The organism is Mycobacterium sp. pV006 (genome assembly GCF_041287115.1).
GTDB lineage: Bacteria > Actinomycetota > Actinomycetes > Mycobacteriales > Mycobacteriaceae > Mycobacterium.
This window is the reverse complement of sequence record NZ_JBGGKT010000022.1, coordinates 32,799-48,549: the sequence shown is the minus strand read 5'-3', so window position 1 is coordinate 48,549 and position 15,751 is coordinate 32,799. Positions and strand designations below refer to the sequence as shown.

The 15,751-nt window shown below is 67.9% G+C and carries 13 protein-coding genes and 1 riboswitch; of the genes, 9 read left to right on the top strand and 4 right to left on the bottom strand.

What is annotated here, in order from left to right; genetic code table 11:
• The first annotated feature begins 177 nt into the window (after nt 1–177).
• From ACAG25_RS23120 to ACAG25_RS23105, 4 genes are all read left to right on the top strand, one after another.
• The gene (locus tag ACAG25_RS23120; protein ID WP_370490812.1) at nt 178–1,062 is read left to right on the top strand and encodes an oxygenase MpaB family protein; all 885 of its coding nucleotides are present in this window, start codon (nt 178–180) and stop codon (nt 1,060–1,062) included.
• Nucleotides 1,049–1,642 carry a TetR/AcrR family transcriptional regulator gene (locus ACAG25_RS23115; protein WP_370490811.1) on the top strand — a complete coding sequence of 198 codons (594 nt, stop codon included), beginning with the start codon at nt 1,049–1,051 and terminating at the stop codon, nt 1,640–1,642. Before ACAG25_RS23120 ends, ACAG25_RS23115 begins: the two co-directional genes overlap by 14 nt.
• 37 nt (nt 1,643–1,679) lie before the next feature.
• Entirely contained in the window at nt 1,680–2,015 is a 336-nt protein-coding gene (locus ACAG25_RS23110; protein ID WP_370490810.1) for a hypothetical protein, read from the top strand.
• Nucleotides 2,016–2,113: 98 nt separating this feature from the next.
• Nucleotides 2,114–3,475 (top strand): cytochrome P450, encoded by a 1,362-nt coding sequence (locus ACAG25_RS23105; protein WP_370490809.1) that lies wholly within the window; start codon nt 2,114–2,116, stop codon nt 3,473–3,475.
• Here ACAG25_RS23105 and ACAG25_RS23100 read toward each other — a convergent pair.
• The 4 genes from ACAG25_RS23100 to ACAG25_RS23085 form a co-directional block, all read right to left on the bottom strand.
• Nucleotides 3,472–5,724 (bottom strand): SpoIIE family protein phosphatase, encoded by a 2,253-nt coding sequence (locus ACAG25_RS23100; protein WP_370490808.1) that lies wholly within the window; start codon nt 5,722–5,724, stop codon nt 3,472–3,474. The genes ACAG25_RS23105 and ACAG25_RS23100 overlap by 4 nt on opposite strands.
• Nucleotides 5,725–5,855: 131 nt before the next feature.
• Complete coding sequence (locus ACAG25_RS23095) at nt 5,856–6,476, bottom strand: superoxide dismutase (RefSeq protein ID WP_370490807.1); 621 nt, start codon at nt 6,474–6,476, stop codon at nt 5,856–5,858.
• A 201-nt stretch (nt 6,477–6,677) separates the two neighbouring features.
• Nucleotides 6,678–8,963, bottom strand: coding sequence for a 5-methyltetrahydropteroyltriglutamate--homocysteine S-methyltransferase (gene metE, locus ACAG25_RS23090; RefSeq protein WP_370490806.1), 2,286 nt, complete (start codon nt 8,961–8,963; stop codon nt 6,678–6,680).
• Nucleotides 8,964–9,083: 120 nt separating this feature from the next.
• Nucleotides 9,084–9,278: riboswitch (cobalamin riboswitch) on the bottom strand.
• A gap of 67 nt (nt 9,279–9,345) precedes the next feature.
• Nucleotides 9,346–10,026, bottom strand: a complete 681-nt coding sequence (locus ACAG25_RS23085; protein WP_370490805.1) for a GntR family transcriptional regulator — start codon at nt 10,024–10,026, stop codon at nt 9,346–9,348.
• Nucleotides 10,027–10,095: 69 nt separating this feature from the next.
• On the opposite strand from ACAG25_RS23085, the gene ACAG25_RS23080 reads away from it, so the two are divergent.
• The 5 genes from ACAG25_RS23080 to ACAG25_RS23060 are packed head-to-tail and all read left to right on the top strand — an operon-like array spanning nt 10,096 to nt 15,693.
• A complete protein-coding gene (locus tag ACAG25_RS23080) occupies nt 10,096–11,463 on the top strand; it encodes an LLM class flavin-dependent oxidoreductase (protein ID WP_370490804.1) in 1,368 nt (455 codons plus the stop codon).
• Nucleotides 11,464–11,477: 14 nt separating this feature from the next.
• Nucleotides 11,478–12,662: a CaiB/BaiF CoA transferase family protein gene (locus tag ACAG25_RS23075; RefSeq protein WP_370490819.1), complete on the top strand. Its 1,185-nt coding sequence runs from the start codon at nt 11,478–11,480 to the stop codon at nt 12,660–12,662.
• Nucleotides 12,663–12,678: 16 nt separating this feature from the next.
• Nucleotides 12,679–13,605 carry a CoA ester lyase gene (locus ACAG25_RS23070; protein WP_370490803.1) on the top strand — a complete coding sequence of 309 codons (927 nt, stop codon included), beginning with the start codon at nt 12,679–12,681 and terminating at the stop codon, nt 13,603–13,605.
• Nucleotides 13,598–15,103, top strand: a complete 1,506-nt coding sequence (gene prpD, locus ACAG25_RS23065) for a 2-methylcitrate dehydratase PrpD (protein ID WP_370490802.1) — start codon at nt 13,598–13,600, stop codon at nt 15,101–15,103. Before ACAG25_RS23070 ends, prpD begins: the two co-directional genes overlap by 8 nt.
• 44 nt (nt 15,104–15,147) lie before the next feature.
• Nucleotides 15,148–15,693, top strand: a complete 546-nt coding sequence (locus ACAG25_RS23060; RefSeq protein ID WP_370490801.1) for a hypothetical protein — start codon at nt 15,148–15,150, stop codon at nt 15,691–15,693.
• The last annotated feature ends 58 nt before the right edge of the window (nt 15,694–15,751 follow it).

Here is a 15,751-nt window from a genome sequence, read left to right as displayed (position 1 = left end):
CCGACAGCGGCACCGGCACTCCTGACGGCATAGCAACTCCCCAGATCAATGGATGTTGCACTCACCGTATGAATCCGCCCGCAGTTTGACGCGCGTGGAATGCAATTTCGGCGAGCGAGCCTGTAAGCCTCGCCACATCGTCTTGGAACAAAGTGCAGATTTTGTAACACTGTGTCCATGACGGAGTTGGCGGACAAGAACGAACACCTCGACAGCGTGCTTCCCGATGCGCTCCCGCTAGGCCCGCAGTCGCTGGTCTGGCGCTATTTCGGCGACAACCGGATGTACCTGATCGGCCCGCGCCCGGCCGTTCTGCAGAACATGCTCGCCGAGCTCGGCCAGGGCGTGTACGACCATTCGACCTTCTTCGCCGACACCGCCGAGCGGCTCAAGCGGACCATCCCGCCGATCTTCAACACCGTCTACGGCTCCGACGACAACCACGCGGGACTGCAGGTCCGCGACTTCCACGTCACGGTCAAGGGCGACATGCCCGCCCAGGACGGAAAGCCGGCCGGGCGGTACCACGCGCTGGATCCCGACACCTACTTCTGGGCGCACGCCACGTTCGTCGAGCAGATCTACTACTTCGCCGACACCTTCGTGAAGCGCCTCACCGACGCCGAGCGCGAGCAGATCTGGCAGGAATCCAAGACCTGGTACCGCCGCTACGGCGTCAGCGACCGCCCGATGCCGGCCACCTACGCCGAGTTCGAGCAGTACTGGGACCGGATGATGAACGAGGTCCTCGTCGCCCACCCGAGCGCCAAGTACGGCGTCGGCTACGTCACCAAGGGCTTCCCGAAACCCAAGGCGGTGCACCCGCTGGTGTGGCGTCTGCTCGCACCGGTCTTCAACCCGCTCGCGGCATTCCTGACCACCGGCGGACTGCCGCCGCGCGCCCGGGCACTGCTGAACTTGCCCTGGACCGACAAGCAGGAGCGGCGGTATCAGCGCTTCGCGGCATTCTGGCGGTCGCGCCCGGTGAACTGGCTGTGGGACCGGCTGCCGATGTCGGTGCGCTACAACGGATACGCCGTCCGGGCCTATGGGCGGGCCTGACCGGGCCGCGACCGAGATCCTCGACGCCGCGGTCGTCGAGTTCGAGCGACACGGCTTCCGGCGGGTCGCTCTCGAAGACGTTGCTCGGCGCGCCGGTGTCAGCCGGACCACCATCTATCGCCGCTTCGCGAACAAGGACGAACTCGTCGGGGCGGTGATCGAACGGGAGAACGTGCGACTGTTCGCCGACATCGCTGCCGAACTCAAACAGGCCGAACCGCAATCGAACGTGTACGTCGAGGCATTCACGTTGTCGATCCTGAAGTTCCGCCGGCACCGGATCCTCAACCAGATGTTCACCGACGAGCCCGGTCTGGTGCTGGAACTGGCGGGCCGCTATCACCGCGCCGCGATCGACCGCATGGCCGAGGCGCTGCGGGTGATCTTCCCACCGGGTTTCGCCGACCGGATCGGTGCCGAGGCGGTCGACGAACTCGCCGACTGCATCCTGCGCTATGCGGCGCTGGTGTTGTTGGTGCCCAGCGCGCAGCCGTTGGAGACCGCCGACGACATCCGCGCGTTCGCTCGCCAGCACTTCCTCCCGAGTCTGCCGGTGGCCCTGCGCACGGTGCCGGCCTGAAAGTTTCGTAGATCACAGTTTCGGTCATCCGTCACCCATGGATGACAACACTCCCCAGAGCCAGCAAACGAACGAGATGCCCAACGTCGAACTCGAGCACGTCACCGAGACACCCGATCCGGACGACGAATCGCGGCGCACCGAGAAGCCCGAGGTGACCGAGGAACACCGGGAGAAGGCCAGAGAGATGGCCAAGGCCTACTCGGATGATCTGCAGACCACCTCGCTGCCCGGCTCCAGCGGCACGGTCACCGGAACCTCGGTGACCGACTGGGTGGACGACGAGCACAAGGGCAAGATCGAGACAAGCGCCGAGGAAGGCAACGTCGAATACCGCAACACCGAGGAGTTCCGCAAGAAGCTCGACGAGTGACCCGCGCCGCCGGCCCGGGTGCGTGCGACTCGGCTCTCGGTGGTGTCACGGGGTTGCCTACGATCGGCACAAGATCAGCCGACGAACGGATGGGCTTCATGACCACGACCGAGGCGCGCGACGTCGCATCGTTGCCGCTGGCGCCGCGCAACCCGTTGCCGTGGTGGCGGCTGGCCAAGTTGGTCCGCAGGCTCGACACCGGCCAGGAGGTCATCCGTGACGCGGGCGGGCCGATCACCCGCATCCAGTTCGGCCCCAAGCAACTCATCCCGCCGATCGTGGCGGTCATGTCGCCGGCAGGTATGCGCGACGTCCTGGGCCGCAGCGACGCCGCATCGGAGCGCTGCGTCATCCACGACGAGGTCCGGCACGCGGCCGGGGACAGCCTGTTCGTCCTGCCGAACGAGCAGTGGCGGCCACGTAAGCGCGCGCTGCAGCCGGTGTTCACCAAACAGAACGTCCGTGACTTCGGCGGCCACATGTCGGCTGCCGCACAGGCTTTCGTGGACCGCTGGCCGACCGGCGGTGAGGTCGATCTCGACGAGGAGTGCCGCCGCGTCGCGATGCAGTCCCTCGGCCGCTCGGTGCTGGGCGTCGACCTCAACGAACGCGCGGACACCATCGCGCGGTGCATGCATGTCGCGTCGTCCTATACCGCCGACCGTGCACTGCGGCCGGTCCGGGCGCCACGCTGGCTGCCGACGCCGGCGCGCCGCCGCACCCGCGCCGCGGTGCGTGCGATGCGCGAGATCACCGACGAGATGGTGCACGCGTGCCGCGTCGACCCGACCCGGGACGCGCCGCTGGTACAGGCCCTGATCGCTGCCTCCGATCCCGAGACCGGCAGACCGCTGTCGGACGCAGACATCTCCAACGACCTGTTGATCTTCATGCTCGCCGGCCACGACACCACCGCGACCGCACTGACCTACTCGTTGTGGGTGCTCGGACACCATCCGGACGCCCAGGACCGGGTGGCTGCGGAGGTGGCGGCGATCGGTGAGCGCGAGCTGACCCCCGACGACGTGCCCCGCCTCGGCTACACGCAACAGGTCCTCCACGAGGCGCTGCGGCTGTGCCCGCCGGCGGCCGGGGTCGCGCGGCTGGCGACCCGCGACATCGTCGTCGACGGCTACCGCGTCGAGGCGGGAAGCCTCATCGCGATCGGACTGTATGCGTTGCACCATGATCCGCAGCTGTGGCCGAACCCGAGCGAGTTCGATCCGGAGCGGTTCAGCCCGGAGAACGTCAAGAACCGTGACCGGTGGCAGTTCCTGCCGTTCCTGGGCGGCGGGCGTCCGTGCATCGGTGAGCACTTCGCCCGGCTGGAGACGACGCTGGCCCTGGCCACCATCGTGCGCTCGACGGTCATCGAGTCCCTGGAGGACGTGTTCGACTGCGAAGTGCCGTTCACCACGGTGGCCAAGGGGCCGATCCGGGCGCGCCTGCGCCGTCGCTAATGCCGTTGCAGCGCAATGATTGTGATGTCATCCTCGCTGTCGTCGGTTCGGGTCGCGTCCCAGATCCAGTTCGCCGGAGTGTCGCCGTGCCGGCCGAGAAGCTCTGCGAGCCGGTCGATTCCGTCGTCGATGGCTTCTCCGCGCCGTTCGATCAGGCCATCGGAGAACATCACCAGGCCGTGCCCCCGTTCGATCGTGAAGGTGCTCGGATAGAACGTGGCGCCCCGGGCGCCGATCGGGGGAGACAGCCGGATCGGTGCCTGCCGGGCATGCCCGGAACGGGTCAGGTACGGCATCAGGTGACCTGCCGAGGCGGCCTCGACGTGACCGGTGGCCAGGTCGACGCGGGCTACGACCACCGTCGCGAAGACACCGGGGACCATGTGCAGGCAGAAGTCGTTGAGCTGATGTAACGCTTCCGCAGGCCCGGCCCCACCGTAGAGGTGGGCCCGCAACGCATTGCGCAACTGGGCCATCGTGCCGGCCACCGTGACACCGTGCCCGGCGACGTCGCCGAGGACCACCGCCAGCCGGCCGTCGCGCAACTCGAACGCGTCGTACCAGTCCCCGCCGACCCGACCCCCGGCGGCGGGCTCGTACCGCGCGGACAACTCCCAGTCGTCGATCTTCGGAATCGACTGGGGCATCAGGCTTTTGTGCATAACCTCGGCCACCCGCAGAGCGCCTCGGGCGCGCCGGTACAGCGACTCCACCAGGCTGCGCCGCAGCGCGGCGGCGGCCTCGACCTCGCCGGCCGCCCACGGCTCGCTGCGCAGGCGCACGATCTCGCGCCAGCGGTCGAACGACTTGCGCGGGCTCAGACGGACCTGATCGCCCTCGGCCACCGCGATCGCCTTGTTGTGCGGGTCGCCGCCCCAGTCCACCGAGCGCAGCACCTCGGGACGGAACCAGACTAGGGCCTGGTCGTCGGGAAGGTTGAGGGTCAACACACCGGCGGCGACGCGCGGGTCCAGTTCGACGTCACGGATTTCGTCGGACAACCGGTCGGTGCAGGCGGACTCGTCGTCTCGGCGCCGGGCCCAGTCGATGACTGCGGAAACCACCTCAGGCGCCGGGACCGTGCCGCTCGTGACGACCTCACCCTCGATGGCGACGACGACACCGCCGGCGGGAACGAGGTCGAGCAGGCCCGGGGTGCCCAGAAGTGCTGCCGGCAGCGGCTTCTCGTCGTCGAGGGTCGCCACGATCAGCTGTGCGAGCACCTCGCGGGTCACCAGGCGGCGCTGCATTTGGTCCTCGTCGTGCTGGTCGACCAGGCGCAACGACAGCGTCGATCCGAGGAACTCCGCGGCGGCCCGGGTGCCGAACGGCGGCAGGTGCGGTCCGGCGTAGTGGTGGCACGCGATCAGGCCCCACAGCCGACCGTGTCGCAGCAGCGAGATCGACATCGACGCCCGCACACCCATGTTCTGCAGATACTCGATGTGGATCGGAGAGACGCTGCGCAGCGTGGCGAAGGTGAGGTCCAGCGGCTCGCCCGACGCAGGGTCGACCGGTGGCACCACAGGTGCCGGTGTGTAGTCCACGTCCGAGATCAGCCGGATCCAGTTCTTCTCGTACAGCGCGCGTGCCTGCGCCGGGATGTCGGTGGACGGATAGTGCAGTCCCAGGAACGAGTTGAGGTCTTCGCGTTTGGCCTCGGCGACGACCTCGCCGTTGTACTCCTCGTCGTAGCGGTACACCATCACCCGGTCGAAGCCGGTGAGTTCACGCACCGCGCGCGCGGTCACGTCGTAGAGCTCGGCCAGCGAAGCGGCCCGGTTCAGGGCCTCCACGGAGCTGCGCACCGCCTGGTAGGTGTTGGGGAACGAGTACGGGCGCTGGCCGTAGGCGATCTCGAGTTCGACGAACAGCCGGCCCGGGGTGTCCCGGTGCAGGATCGCGTCGAACTCCCGCAGCACACCGTCGACCTCGACGAGGCATTCGATCGGATTGCGCTGGTGCAGATCGCTGAACGTCGCCGTCGCCTGCGCGATCAGCTCGGCCTGGTCGGCGCCGACGAGCGCGGACAGATGTGCGCCGAGGACCGTGTCGACCGTGCGGCCCAGCACACCGGCGACGTTGGCGCTGACGTGGCGCACGGTGAAGTCCGACTCGTTGACGACGGCCAGGACACCGCGGGGTTGGATGCTGCCCGGGACGTGGATCGGCTCGCGGGCACAGTTGTCGAGGTCGATGACCGTGCCCGGCGGAACGAAGTCGTCGACGGTTCCGTCGTCCGTACTCACGTCGATAGGGGCCGCCTCCCGTCAGCTCAAACGACCAGCCCCATCGATGTTGCCATGCGCGGAGACTGAGCCGGTTCCCGGTGTGCCGAATCGCGACTGTGCACCAGGGACCGGCCTGTCTCGCACGCGGATCAGAAGATGAGGCCCTGGGCCTTGCTGGTGGCCGCTGCGAACCGGTTCTGGACGTCTTCCCAGTTCACGACGTTCCAGAACGCCTTGACGTAGTCGGCCTTCACGTTCTTGTACTGCAGGTAGTAGGCGTGTTCCCACATGTCGACCTGCAGGAGCGGGATGATACCCAGCGGCACGTTGGCCTGCTGGTCGTAGAGCTGGAAGGTGAGGAGCCGCTGCCCGAGGGTGTCGTAGCCCAGGACCGCCCAGCCCGACCCTTGCAGACCGTTCGCAGCGGCGGTGAACTGTGCGCGGAACTTGTCGAAGGAACCGAACTGGTCGTCGATGGCTGCCGCCAGTTCGCCCGTAGGCTTGTCGCCACCGTTGGGTGACAGGTTCTTCCACCAGATGGTGTGGTTGACGTGCCCACCGAGATGGAACGCCAGGTTCTTCTCGTTGAGGAAGATCGTCGCGTGGTCGCCCTCGGCCCGCGCCTCCTCCAACTTCGCGATGGCGTCGTTGAGTCCCTTGACGTAGGTGGCGTGGTGCTTGCTGTGGTGAATCTCGTTGATCTGCCCCGAGATATGGGGCTCGAGTGCGCCGTAGTCGTAATCCAGGTCCGGCAGCGTGTACTCGGCCATGAAGGTCCTCTCTTTGCGTGAGTGGAACGCGATGGCGCCGCAGCGGTCACCGCGGGTCCGGAACCACCGTAGGGCTGGCCAACCGCATCTGTCTACCTGCACATGTGTTCAGCTATAAAGGTGAGCGAACCGCCGAGCTGACGTCGCCCACGCCGGGCGCGGCGACCGTGGCCGTGTGGCTCACGGTCGCCACCTCGCCGACTACGCGCTGTCGCGGATCTGCTTGGCCGCAGCCACCATGTTGCGCAGCGACTCGGTCACCTCGTCGGTCTTCCGGGTCTTCAGTCCGCAGTCGGGGTTGACCCAGAGTCGTTCGGCGGGAACAGCTTTCAACGCTTCCCGTAGCGATGTCACCATTTCCTCGGTGGTGGGCACCCGCGGCGAGTGGATGTCGTAGACGCCGGGACCGATGCCGTTGCCGAAGCCCGCCGCGTTGAGGTCGTCGAGCACCTCCATGTGAGACCGGGCCGCCTCGATCGACGTCACGTCGGCGCCCAGATCGGCGATGGCGCCGATCACCTCGCCGAACTCCGAGTAGCACAGGTGGGTGTGCACCTGGGTCGAATCGGCTACCCCCGAGGTCGCCAGCCGGAACGCGTCGACCGCCCATTTCAGGTAAGCGTCCTTGTCCTTCGCGCGCAACGGCAGCAGTTCACGCAGCGCGGGCTCGTCCACCTGGATGATGCCGATGCCGGCGGACTCCAGGTCCACAGTCTCTTCGCGGATCGCCAGCGCCACCTGTGCTGCAGTATCGGAAAGCGGCTGGTCGTCGCGGACGAACGACCACGCGAGGATCGTCACCGGTCCGGTCAGCATGCCTTTGATGGGACGCGACGTCAGCGACTGGGCGAACGTCGCCCATTCGACGGTCATCGGCTTCGGGCGGGCCACGTCGCCGTAGAGGATCGGTGGCCGCACGCACCGGCTGCCGTAGGACTGCACCCAGCCGTTCTGTGTGGCGAAGAACCCGTCGAGCTGCTCGGCGAAGTACTGCACCATGTCGTTGCGCTCCGGCTCGCCGTGCACCAGCACGTCGATACCCAGGTCCTCCTGCAGCTTGATGACCGCAGCGATCTCGTCCTTCATCCGCTGCTCGTAGGTGGCGGCATCGATCTTGCCCGACCGGAGTTCGGCGCGGGCCACCCGGATCGCCGACGTCTGCGGATACGAACCGATCGTCGTGGTGGGCAGGGAGGGCAGCTGCAGCCGTTCCTGTTGTGCGGCGCGACGCCGGTCGGGTGCGCCGCGGCGGGTGCCCGACGCGGAGATCGCGGCCAGCCGCGACCGTATGTCGGCGTTGTTCAGCCGGGGATCCGCGCTGCGGGACGCGATCGCGGCGTCGGACGCGGCGATCTCGGCCGCGATGGCGTCGCGGCCGTCCCTGAGCCCGCGGGCCAGCGCGACGACCTCGGTGACCTTCTCGAATCCGAACGCCAGCCAGCTGCGCAAGTCCGCGTCGATGTCGTCTTCCGCATCCAGGGTGTAGGGAACATGCAGGGTCGAGCACGACGTGGACACGGCCAGTGTCCCGACCGAATCCCGCAGCGACGCAACGGTGGTCAGCGCGGCCTGCAGATCGGTGCGCCAGACGTTGCGACCATCCACGATGCCGGCGACGACGGTCTTGTTCGTCAGCGCGGGAACCGCCGCCACCGCCGTGGCCGATCCGGCGACGAGATCGACGCCGATCGCCTCCACGGGCGTGTCGGCCAGCGCGGGTAGGGCATCGGTCAGGTGGCCGAAATAGGTCGCCACGAAGATCGCGGGTCGAGCGGCCGAGCGACCGAGTGTGTCGTAGGTCTGCTGGACCAGGCCGGCGACATCGTCAAGGGTGTCGGTGACGAGCACGGGCTCGTCGATCTGGACCCACTCCACGCCCCGCTCGGCGAGCAGGGCGAGAAGTTCCGCGTAGACGACGGTGAGGTCGGCGAGCCGGTCCAGCGGCACACCGGTGTCGCCGACCGCCTTGCTGAGTGCGAGGAACGTGATCGGTCCGATGAGCACAGGCCGCGCCGGAATATCCTGCGCCCGAGCTTCTTCCAGTTCGCTCAGCACTTTGCTGGGGTTCAAGCGGAACCGGGTGTCCGGACCGATCTCGGGAACGAGGTAGTGGTAGTTGGTGTCGAACCACTTCGTCATCTCCAGCGGCGCGATGTCAGCGCCGTCGTAGGTCCCCCCGCGCGCGGCGGCGAAGTAGCGGTCGAGTTCGTCGCTCACCCCCGCGACGGGATCGGGCAGCGCGTCGAACAGCACCGCGGTGTCGAGCATCTGGTCGTAGTAGGAGAAGGTGTTCACCGGCACGGAGTCCAGGCCGGCCGCGCTGAGCGACGCCCAGGTGTTGCGCCGGATCTCTGCGGCGACGGTTTCCAGCTCGGAGCGGTCGAGGGCTGCGGCCCAGTACTTTTCGACGGCGCGCTTGAGCTCACGGTTGGGGCCGATGCGCGGCGAACCGAGGATGGTGGCGGTGAACGGGTGAACTTCGGTCATCACATGTCCTGTTGGTGCGACGGGAGGTCATCGCCGACGGACGCCGGACCGAGCACGGAGCACCCAGCGGTGTCCGTTTCGGCCGACGCCCACTCCACGAGGCGATGAACCACCGGACGCGGCGCGCCCGGTACAGCCGGCAGGTCTTCGGACTCGCAGGCGCGCACGACATCTCGTGCACCTACTGGCCGTCGCTTCCCAGCCCGTGAAGGGCCAGTGCGTGTGACGGCGGTCGTTCCTGCATACCGCTGCGGGACAGTCCCGGATTCTCACCGGGTTCCCTCTCGCGTCCGCACCTGTGTCAGCGTGCGGCGCTCGATGTCCGACGCGGTTCTCGCGAAGAGGCCGCGCCGGTCAAACCAGCTGCGCCAGCAGCGTACCTCTATCGCGCTTCGGGCCGCCTCGCCGACTCGTCGGCCCGGCGCCGGTCCAGCCATTCGACCAGCGAGCGACCCGCTTCCAGGACGTGCCGTTCGGCGATGGCGCGCGCGTGGTCGCCGTCGCGCCGCTCGAGTGCTTCGAGCAGTTCCTCGTGTTCGGACAGCGAGTGCTTCTCGTGCTCGGGGAACAGCACCAGGAAGTTGGTCGGCACGACGCGCGCGGCCTGTTTGATCTGGGTCATCAGTCGCGGCGAGTGCGCTGCACGGTGAATGGCTTGGTGGAACAACCAATTCGCCTCGCCGATCGCATCGTCCCCGGAATGCGCGGCCACACCGGCGGCGAGTTCGCGCAGGTGGGCCAGTTCCTCGGAGCTGACCCGCTCGGCGGCCCACGCCGCGGCCTGACCGGTGAGCACGCCGAGGATCGTAAAGCTGTCCAGGACGTCGGCAGGGCTGATCCCGATCACGGTGATGCCACTGCGGGGGGCCACCCGGACCAGACCCTCGAAGGAGAGTTCCAGAAGGGCCTCGCGCACGGGGGTGCGACTGGTGGCGAATTCCTCGGTGATCGCGTCGAGATCGATGCGGCTTCCCGCGGGCAGAGCCCCCGTGAGGATGCGATCGCGCAGTTCGCGGGCGGCGCGTTCGCGGACCGTCCCGCCGATGTCGACCGCTCCCGTCATGGTCGGAGTTTAGCAACATGACACACTTCACATTTGATACCTGATATATCAAATGTTAGATTCCAGACTATGGCTCAGCGACGCACCGACAAGATGTCCCTGGTGGCTTTCATGCAGGCCGGAAGCACTTCGGTGTACGCCGGCTCGTGGCGCCACCCCGCCACCGAGCACGGCTACCTGGACGCCTCGTACTACGCGAAGGTCGGCCGACAGCTAGAAGAAGGTTGCTTCGACCTGATGTTCTTCGACGACCGGTTGGCGATGCCCGGAATCTATGGGGGCTCGGTCGCCGAGGCCGTGCGTTACGGCGCACGCCCCGTCAAGCTCGACCTCAGCGTCATCCTCGGGGTGTTGGCCCAGTCCACCTCACGGATCGGATTGGGTGCCACCTACTCGACGACCTACTACCTGCCGTTCCACGTCGCGCGCACCTTCGCGACTCTGGACCACCTCTCCGGTGGCCGGGCGGCCTGGAATGTCGTCACGTCGGTCAACGACAGCGAGGCACAGAACTTCGGCGTGGACGCCCACCTCGGCCACGACGAGCGCTACGACCGCGCCGACGAATTCCTCGACGTCGTCACCGGCTTGTGGGACACCTGGGAGGACGGTGCGGTCCTGCACGACCGTGCCGGCGGCCTGTACGCGGACCCCGGCAAGGTGCGCGAACTGGGGTACACCGGGCGGTACTTTTCCGCGCGAGGGCCGCTGACCGTGCCGCGGACGCCGCAGGGACGACCGGTCATCCTGCAGGCCGGATCCTCCGGCCGCGGCCGCGACTTCGCCTCGCGCTGGGCCGAATTGATCTTCACCGGCGACCCCGGACTGGCCATAGCCGCCGAGCACTACGCCGACCAGAAGGCCCGCATCGCCGACGCCGGCCGCGACCCGGCCAAGGTCAAGATCTGCCCGATGGCCTACGCGGTGGTCGGGGAGAGCGAGTCACACGCCAAGGAACGCGAGGCGATGTTCTTGCACGACCTCGTCGACCCGATGGCCTCGCTGACGCTGTTGTCGGAGCTGATGAACCACGACTTCGCGCAGCACGACCTCGACGACCCGATCACCGACGAGCTCATCGCGTCGGTGTCCGGTATCCGGGGCTTGGTGCAGAACATCCGCAAACACATCGGCGGCGACACCGTGACCATCCGCGACCTCGCCGGGCACCGCGCCACCCTGTTGCAGGGACCGCGGTTCGTCGGTACCGGGGAGCAGGTCGCTGACCAGATGGCCGAGTGGTTCGAGGCCGAGGCCTGTGACGGGTTCGTCCTGGCCGCGACGCACATGCCGGGAGCGTTCGAGGACGTGGTGCGCATGGTGGTGCCCGAGCTGCAGCGACGCGGACTGTTCCGCACCGCCTACGAGGCCTCGACGCTGCGCGGTCATCTGGGACTGGATCGTCCCGTGGCCACCGGCATGGGCGCCACCGCCTGATGGCCTCGCGGCAGATGCTCGAGGGGGTGCGGGTTCTCGACTTCGCGACCCTGGCCGCCGCCCCGCTGGCCGCGACCTACCTCGGGGAGTTCGGAGCCGAGGTGATCAAGGTCGAACAACCGCGTCACGGCGACCCGATACGGTCCTGGGGCAATCAGCGCGACGGTGTCGGCCTGATGTGGAAATCGGTGTCCCGCAACAAGAAATCCGTCACACTCGACCTGCGCGGTGACGAGGGTCAGGCGCTGGCGCACCGGCTCGTCGAGCAAGCCGACGTCGTTGTGGTCAACACCCGGCCCCAGACGTTGAGCCGCTGGCACATGGATTACCACACGCTGCGTGGTGTCAACGACCGAATCGTCATGCTCCACATCACCGGGTACGGACTGTCGGGGCCCAAGGCGCAGCGACCCGGATTCGGCACCCTCGGCGAGGCGATGAGCGGGTTCGCCCACCTCACCGGCGAGGCCGACGGCCCACCGACCCTGCCGCCGTTCATGCTGGCCGACGGCGTCGCATCCTTGAACGCCGCGTACGCCGTACTGATGGCGCTCTACCACCGTGACGTCCACGGCGGCGGCGGACAGCTGATCGACATCAACCTGATCGACCCGTTGGCGCGGCTGCTCGAGCAGACGCTGCTGGGCTACGACCAACTCGGACTGGTGCCGCGGCGGGCCGGGAACCGGTGGGACATCTCCGCCCCGCGCAACACCTATCAGACCGCCGACGGCAAGTGGCTGGCGATGTCGGGAAGCTCGCCGGCGCTGGCACTGCGCGTGTTCACCGCGATCGGCCGGGCCGACCTCGTCTCTGATGCCGACTTCTCCGATCCGCAGCGACGGCTGGCCCGCGCCCGCGAGGTGGACGCGGTGGTGGCCGAGTGGGTCGCCACCAAGACCCTCGCCGAGGCGATGGCGGTGTTCGACGCGGCCGAGGTCGCCGCCGCCCCGGTTTACGACATCGTAGATCTGGTGGCCGACGCCCAACTTCGTCACCGCGGTGTGTTCGTCAGCGTCGACGACACCGAGCTGGGCCGGATGACCGTGCAGGCGCCGGTACCGCGCTTCTCCGAAAGTGACGGCCGGATCGACCATCTCGGCCCGCCGCTCGGCGAACACAACGACGAGGTCTACGGGAAACTGCTGGGCCTCAACACTTCTCAAATCGACGACCTGCGCGCCCGCGGCGTGCTCTGACCCCGAAGGAATTTCGATGACCGATTTATTGCGCCGCTCTGAGCTCGCCTTACCGGCCAGCAACGACAACATGTTCGACAAAGCCGCCTCCTGCGGCGCGGACCTGGTCTTCCTGGACCTCGAAGACGCGGTCCCACCGGCATTCAAGGTGGAATCCCGCGCCAAGGCCATCAGAGCCCTCAACGAGCTCGACTGGGGGCACACGGCTCGCGCCATCCGCATCAACGGCCTGGACACGCCGTGGTGCCACGACGACCTCATCGAGGTGGTGACCGAGGCGGGAGAGAACCTCGATACCGTCGTCATCCCGAAGGCTCGCACGGCACGCGACGTCTGGTGGGTCGACGTGCTGCTGACCCAGCTCGAAGCGAAACTCGGTCTGCAGCGCGAGATCCGCCTGGAGGTGCTCATCGAGGAGGTCGAGGGTCTGGCCAATGCCGAGGAGATCGCCGTGGCCAGCCCACGCCTGGACGCCCTGATCTTCGGTGTCGGGGATTTTTCGCTGTCCCAGGGCGCCCGGGTGGACACCAACTTCGACCCGCTGGGCGAGTACCCCGGCGACTTCTGGGTGTACGCCCGCAACAAGATCATGGTCGCCGCGCGCATCGCCGGCATCGACGCGATCGACTCGCCGTACCCGGATTACAAGAACCTGCAGGGCTACGAGCGTGACGCGCGCCGGTCCTCACTGATGGGTTACACCGGTAAGTGGGCGATCCATCCCGACCAGGTGCCGATCGCCAACGCGGTGTACGCACCCACCGACGACGAAATCGCCCGTGCGGAACGCAATGTCAAGGCCTATCGGGAAGCCGAGGAGAAGGGCCGCGGCGCGGTGGGCGTCGAAGGCGTACTGGTCGACGCCGCGCACGTGAAGATGGCCGAGGAAACCCTGGCGCGCGCGGCATTGATCGGTTCTGCGTACCGTGCGGAGCATGCGTGAGCACGACGTCCGCACCCGGCGCAGCGCCGAGGACTTCCCGCGCGACGAACACCTGGCCTGGAAGATCGCCCAAGTCGCGGCCGACCCGGTTCCGGTCGACGCCGACGTCGGGGAGATGGTGCAGAACCGGATCATCGACAACGCGGCAGTGTCGGCGGCCGCGGTCACGCGTCGACCCGTTGCGGTCGCCCGGGCGCAGGCACAGGCGCATCGGACCCGGACCGGTGCGGCGGTCTTCGGCGTCGACGGCACCTATTCCGCCGAATGGGCGGCCTGGGCCAACGGCGTAGCCGTCCGGGAGCTGGATTTTCACGACACCTTCCTGGCCGCGGACTACTCCCACCCGGGTGACAACATCCCCCCGCTCGTCGCCGTGGCGCAGCAACTCGGCGTCGGCGGCACCGACCTGACCCGCGGCCTGGCCACCGCCTACGAGATCCAGATCGACCTGGTCCGCGGAATCTGCTTGCACGAACACAAGATCGACCACGTCGCGCACCTGGGCCCCTCTGTCGCAGCCGGATTGGGGACCATGCTGCGGCTGGATCCCGACACGATCTACGCCGCGATCGGTCAGGCGCTGCATCTGACCACCGCGACCCGGCAGTCCCGCAAGGGACTGATCTCCTCCTGGAAGGCGTATGCCCCCGCCCACGCGGGCAAGGTCGCCATCGAAGCCGTCGACCGCGCCATGCGCGGTGAAGGATCGCCGGCGCCGATCTGGGAGGGCGAGGACGGCGTGATCGCCTGGATGCTGGCCGGACCCGAGCACACCTACCAGGTCCCGCTGCCCGAACCCGGCGAACCCAAACGCGCGATCCTGGACAGCTACACGAAAGAGCATTCCGCCGAGTACCAGAGCCAGGCACCGATCGACCTCGCCCGCCGGATGCGTGAGCGCATCGGCGATCTCGACCAGATCGAGTCGATTGTCTTGCACACCAGCCATCACACCCATGTGGTCATCGGAACCGGCAGCAACGATCCGCAGAAGTTCGACCCGGACGCCTCCCGGGAGACACTGGACCACTCGGTGATGTACATCTTCGCGGTCGCGCTGCAGGACGGGGTCTGGCATCACGAGACGTCGTACGCGCCGGAACGGGCACACCGGCCCGACACCATCGACCTGTGGCGCAAGATCTCCACCGTCCAGGACCCGGAGTGGACCCGGCGCTACCACTCCAACGACCCCGCGGAGAAAGCGTTCGGCGCCGAGGCGGTCGTGACGCTGAAGAACGGTGACGTCATCAGCGACGAGCTCGCCGTCGCCGACGCCCACCCGCTGGGCGCGCGGCCGTTCGCCCGGCAGCAGTACCGCGACAAGTTCACCACCCTGGCCGACGGCATCGTCGATCCTGCCGAGCAGCAGCGCTTCCTCGCTGCCGTCGACGAGGTCGGCGCGTTGGGAACGGGTCGACTCGGGGTGCTCAATGTCCGCGTCGACGAGGCGGCTCTCAACCGGGTGCCGGCGATCCCGCCGGGGATCTTCGGGTGAGAGCACGACCGGACTCCTAGTAGCGCCCCGGTATGGTCCATGACGTGAGCACACCGAGGTCCCGTGCGCGCTGGTTGCGTGGCGCGCTGGTCGGTGCATGCTCGACGGTGGCCACCTGCGGGGCCCACACCGGCGCCGGCGGACACGTACCGTCCGGCCCGGCGCTGATCGTGGTGGGTCTGGTCTGCGCGGTGGTCGGAGCCGCGCTGGCCGGCGCCGCCCTGGACGGGCGCCGTTTGCGGCTGCTGACCGTCATCGGTGCGCTCGCCGCCGCCCAGGCCCTCGGCCACCTCACGCTGGTCGCCGCCGCGACCCACCACCACAGCGGGCTCGGGATGTCGTGGTCGATGGCGGCTGCTCACCTCGCCGCAGCCGTGCTGCTCGGAGCCGTGATCACTGCCGCCGAATACCTATACGTGGTGTGTGTCTCGGTGCTGTGCTGGCTGCGCCTGTTCGCCGCGGCTCGCCGGCTGCCCGCCGCGCCGCGTCAGGACACCGAACCACGCCCGTCTTTCGTGCGGTCGGCGCTGTGCGCCACCGGTCTGGGCATGCGCGCACCGCCCCGCGTCGCCCTCATCCCGGCCGTATAGCGGCTGCGAAACTGCTTCTGTCACACCGCGCCACACGCGCGGTGCTCGTGCGCTGACC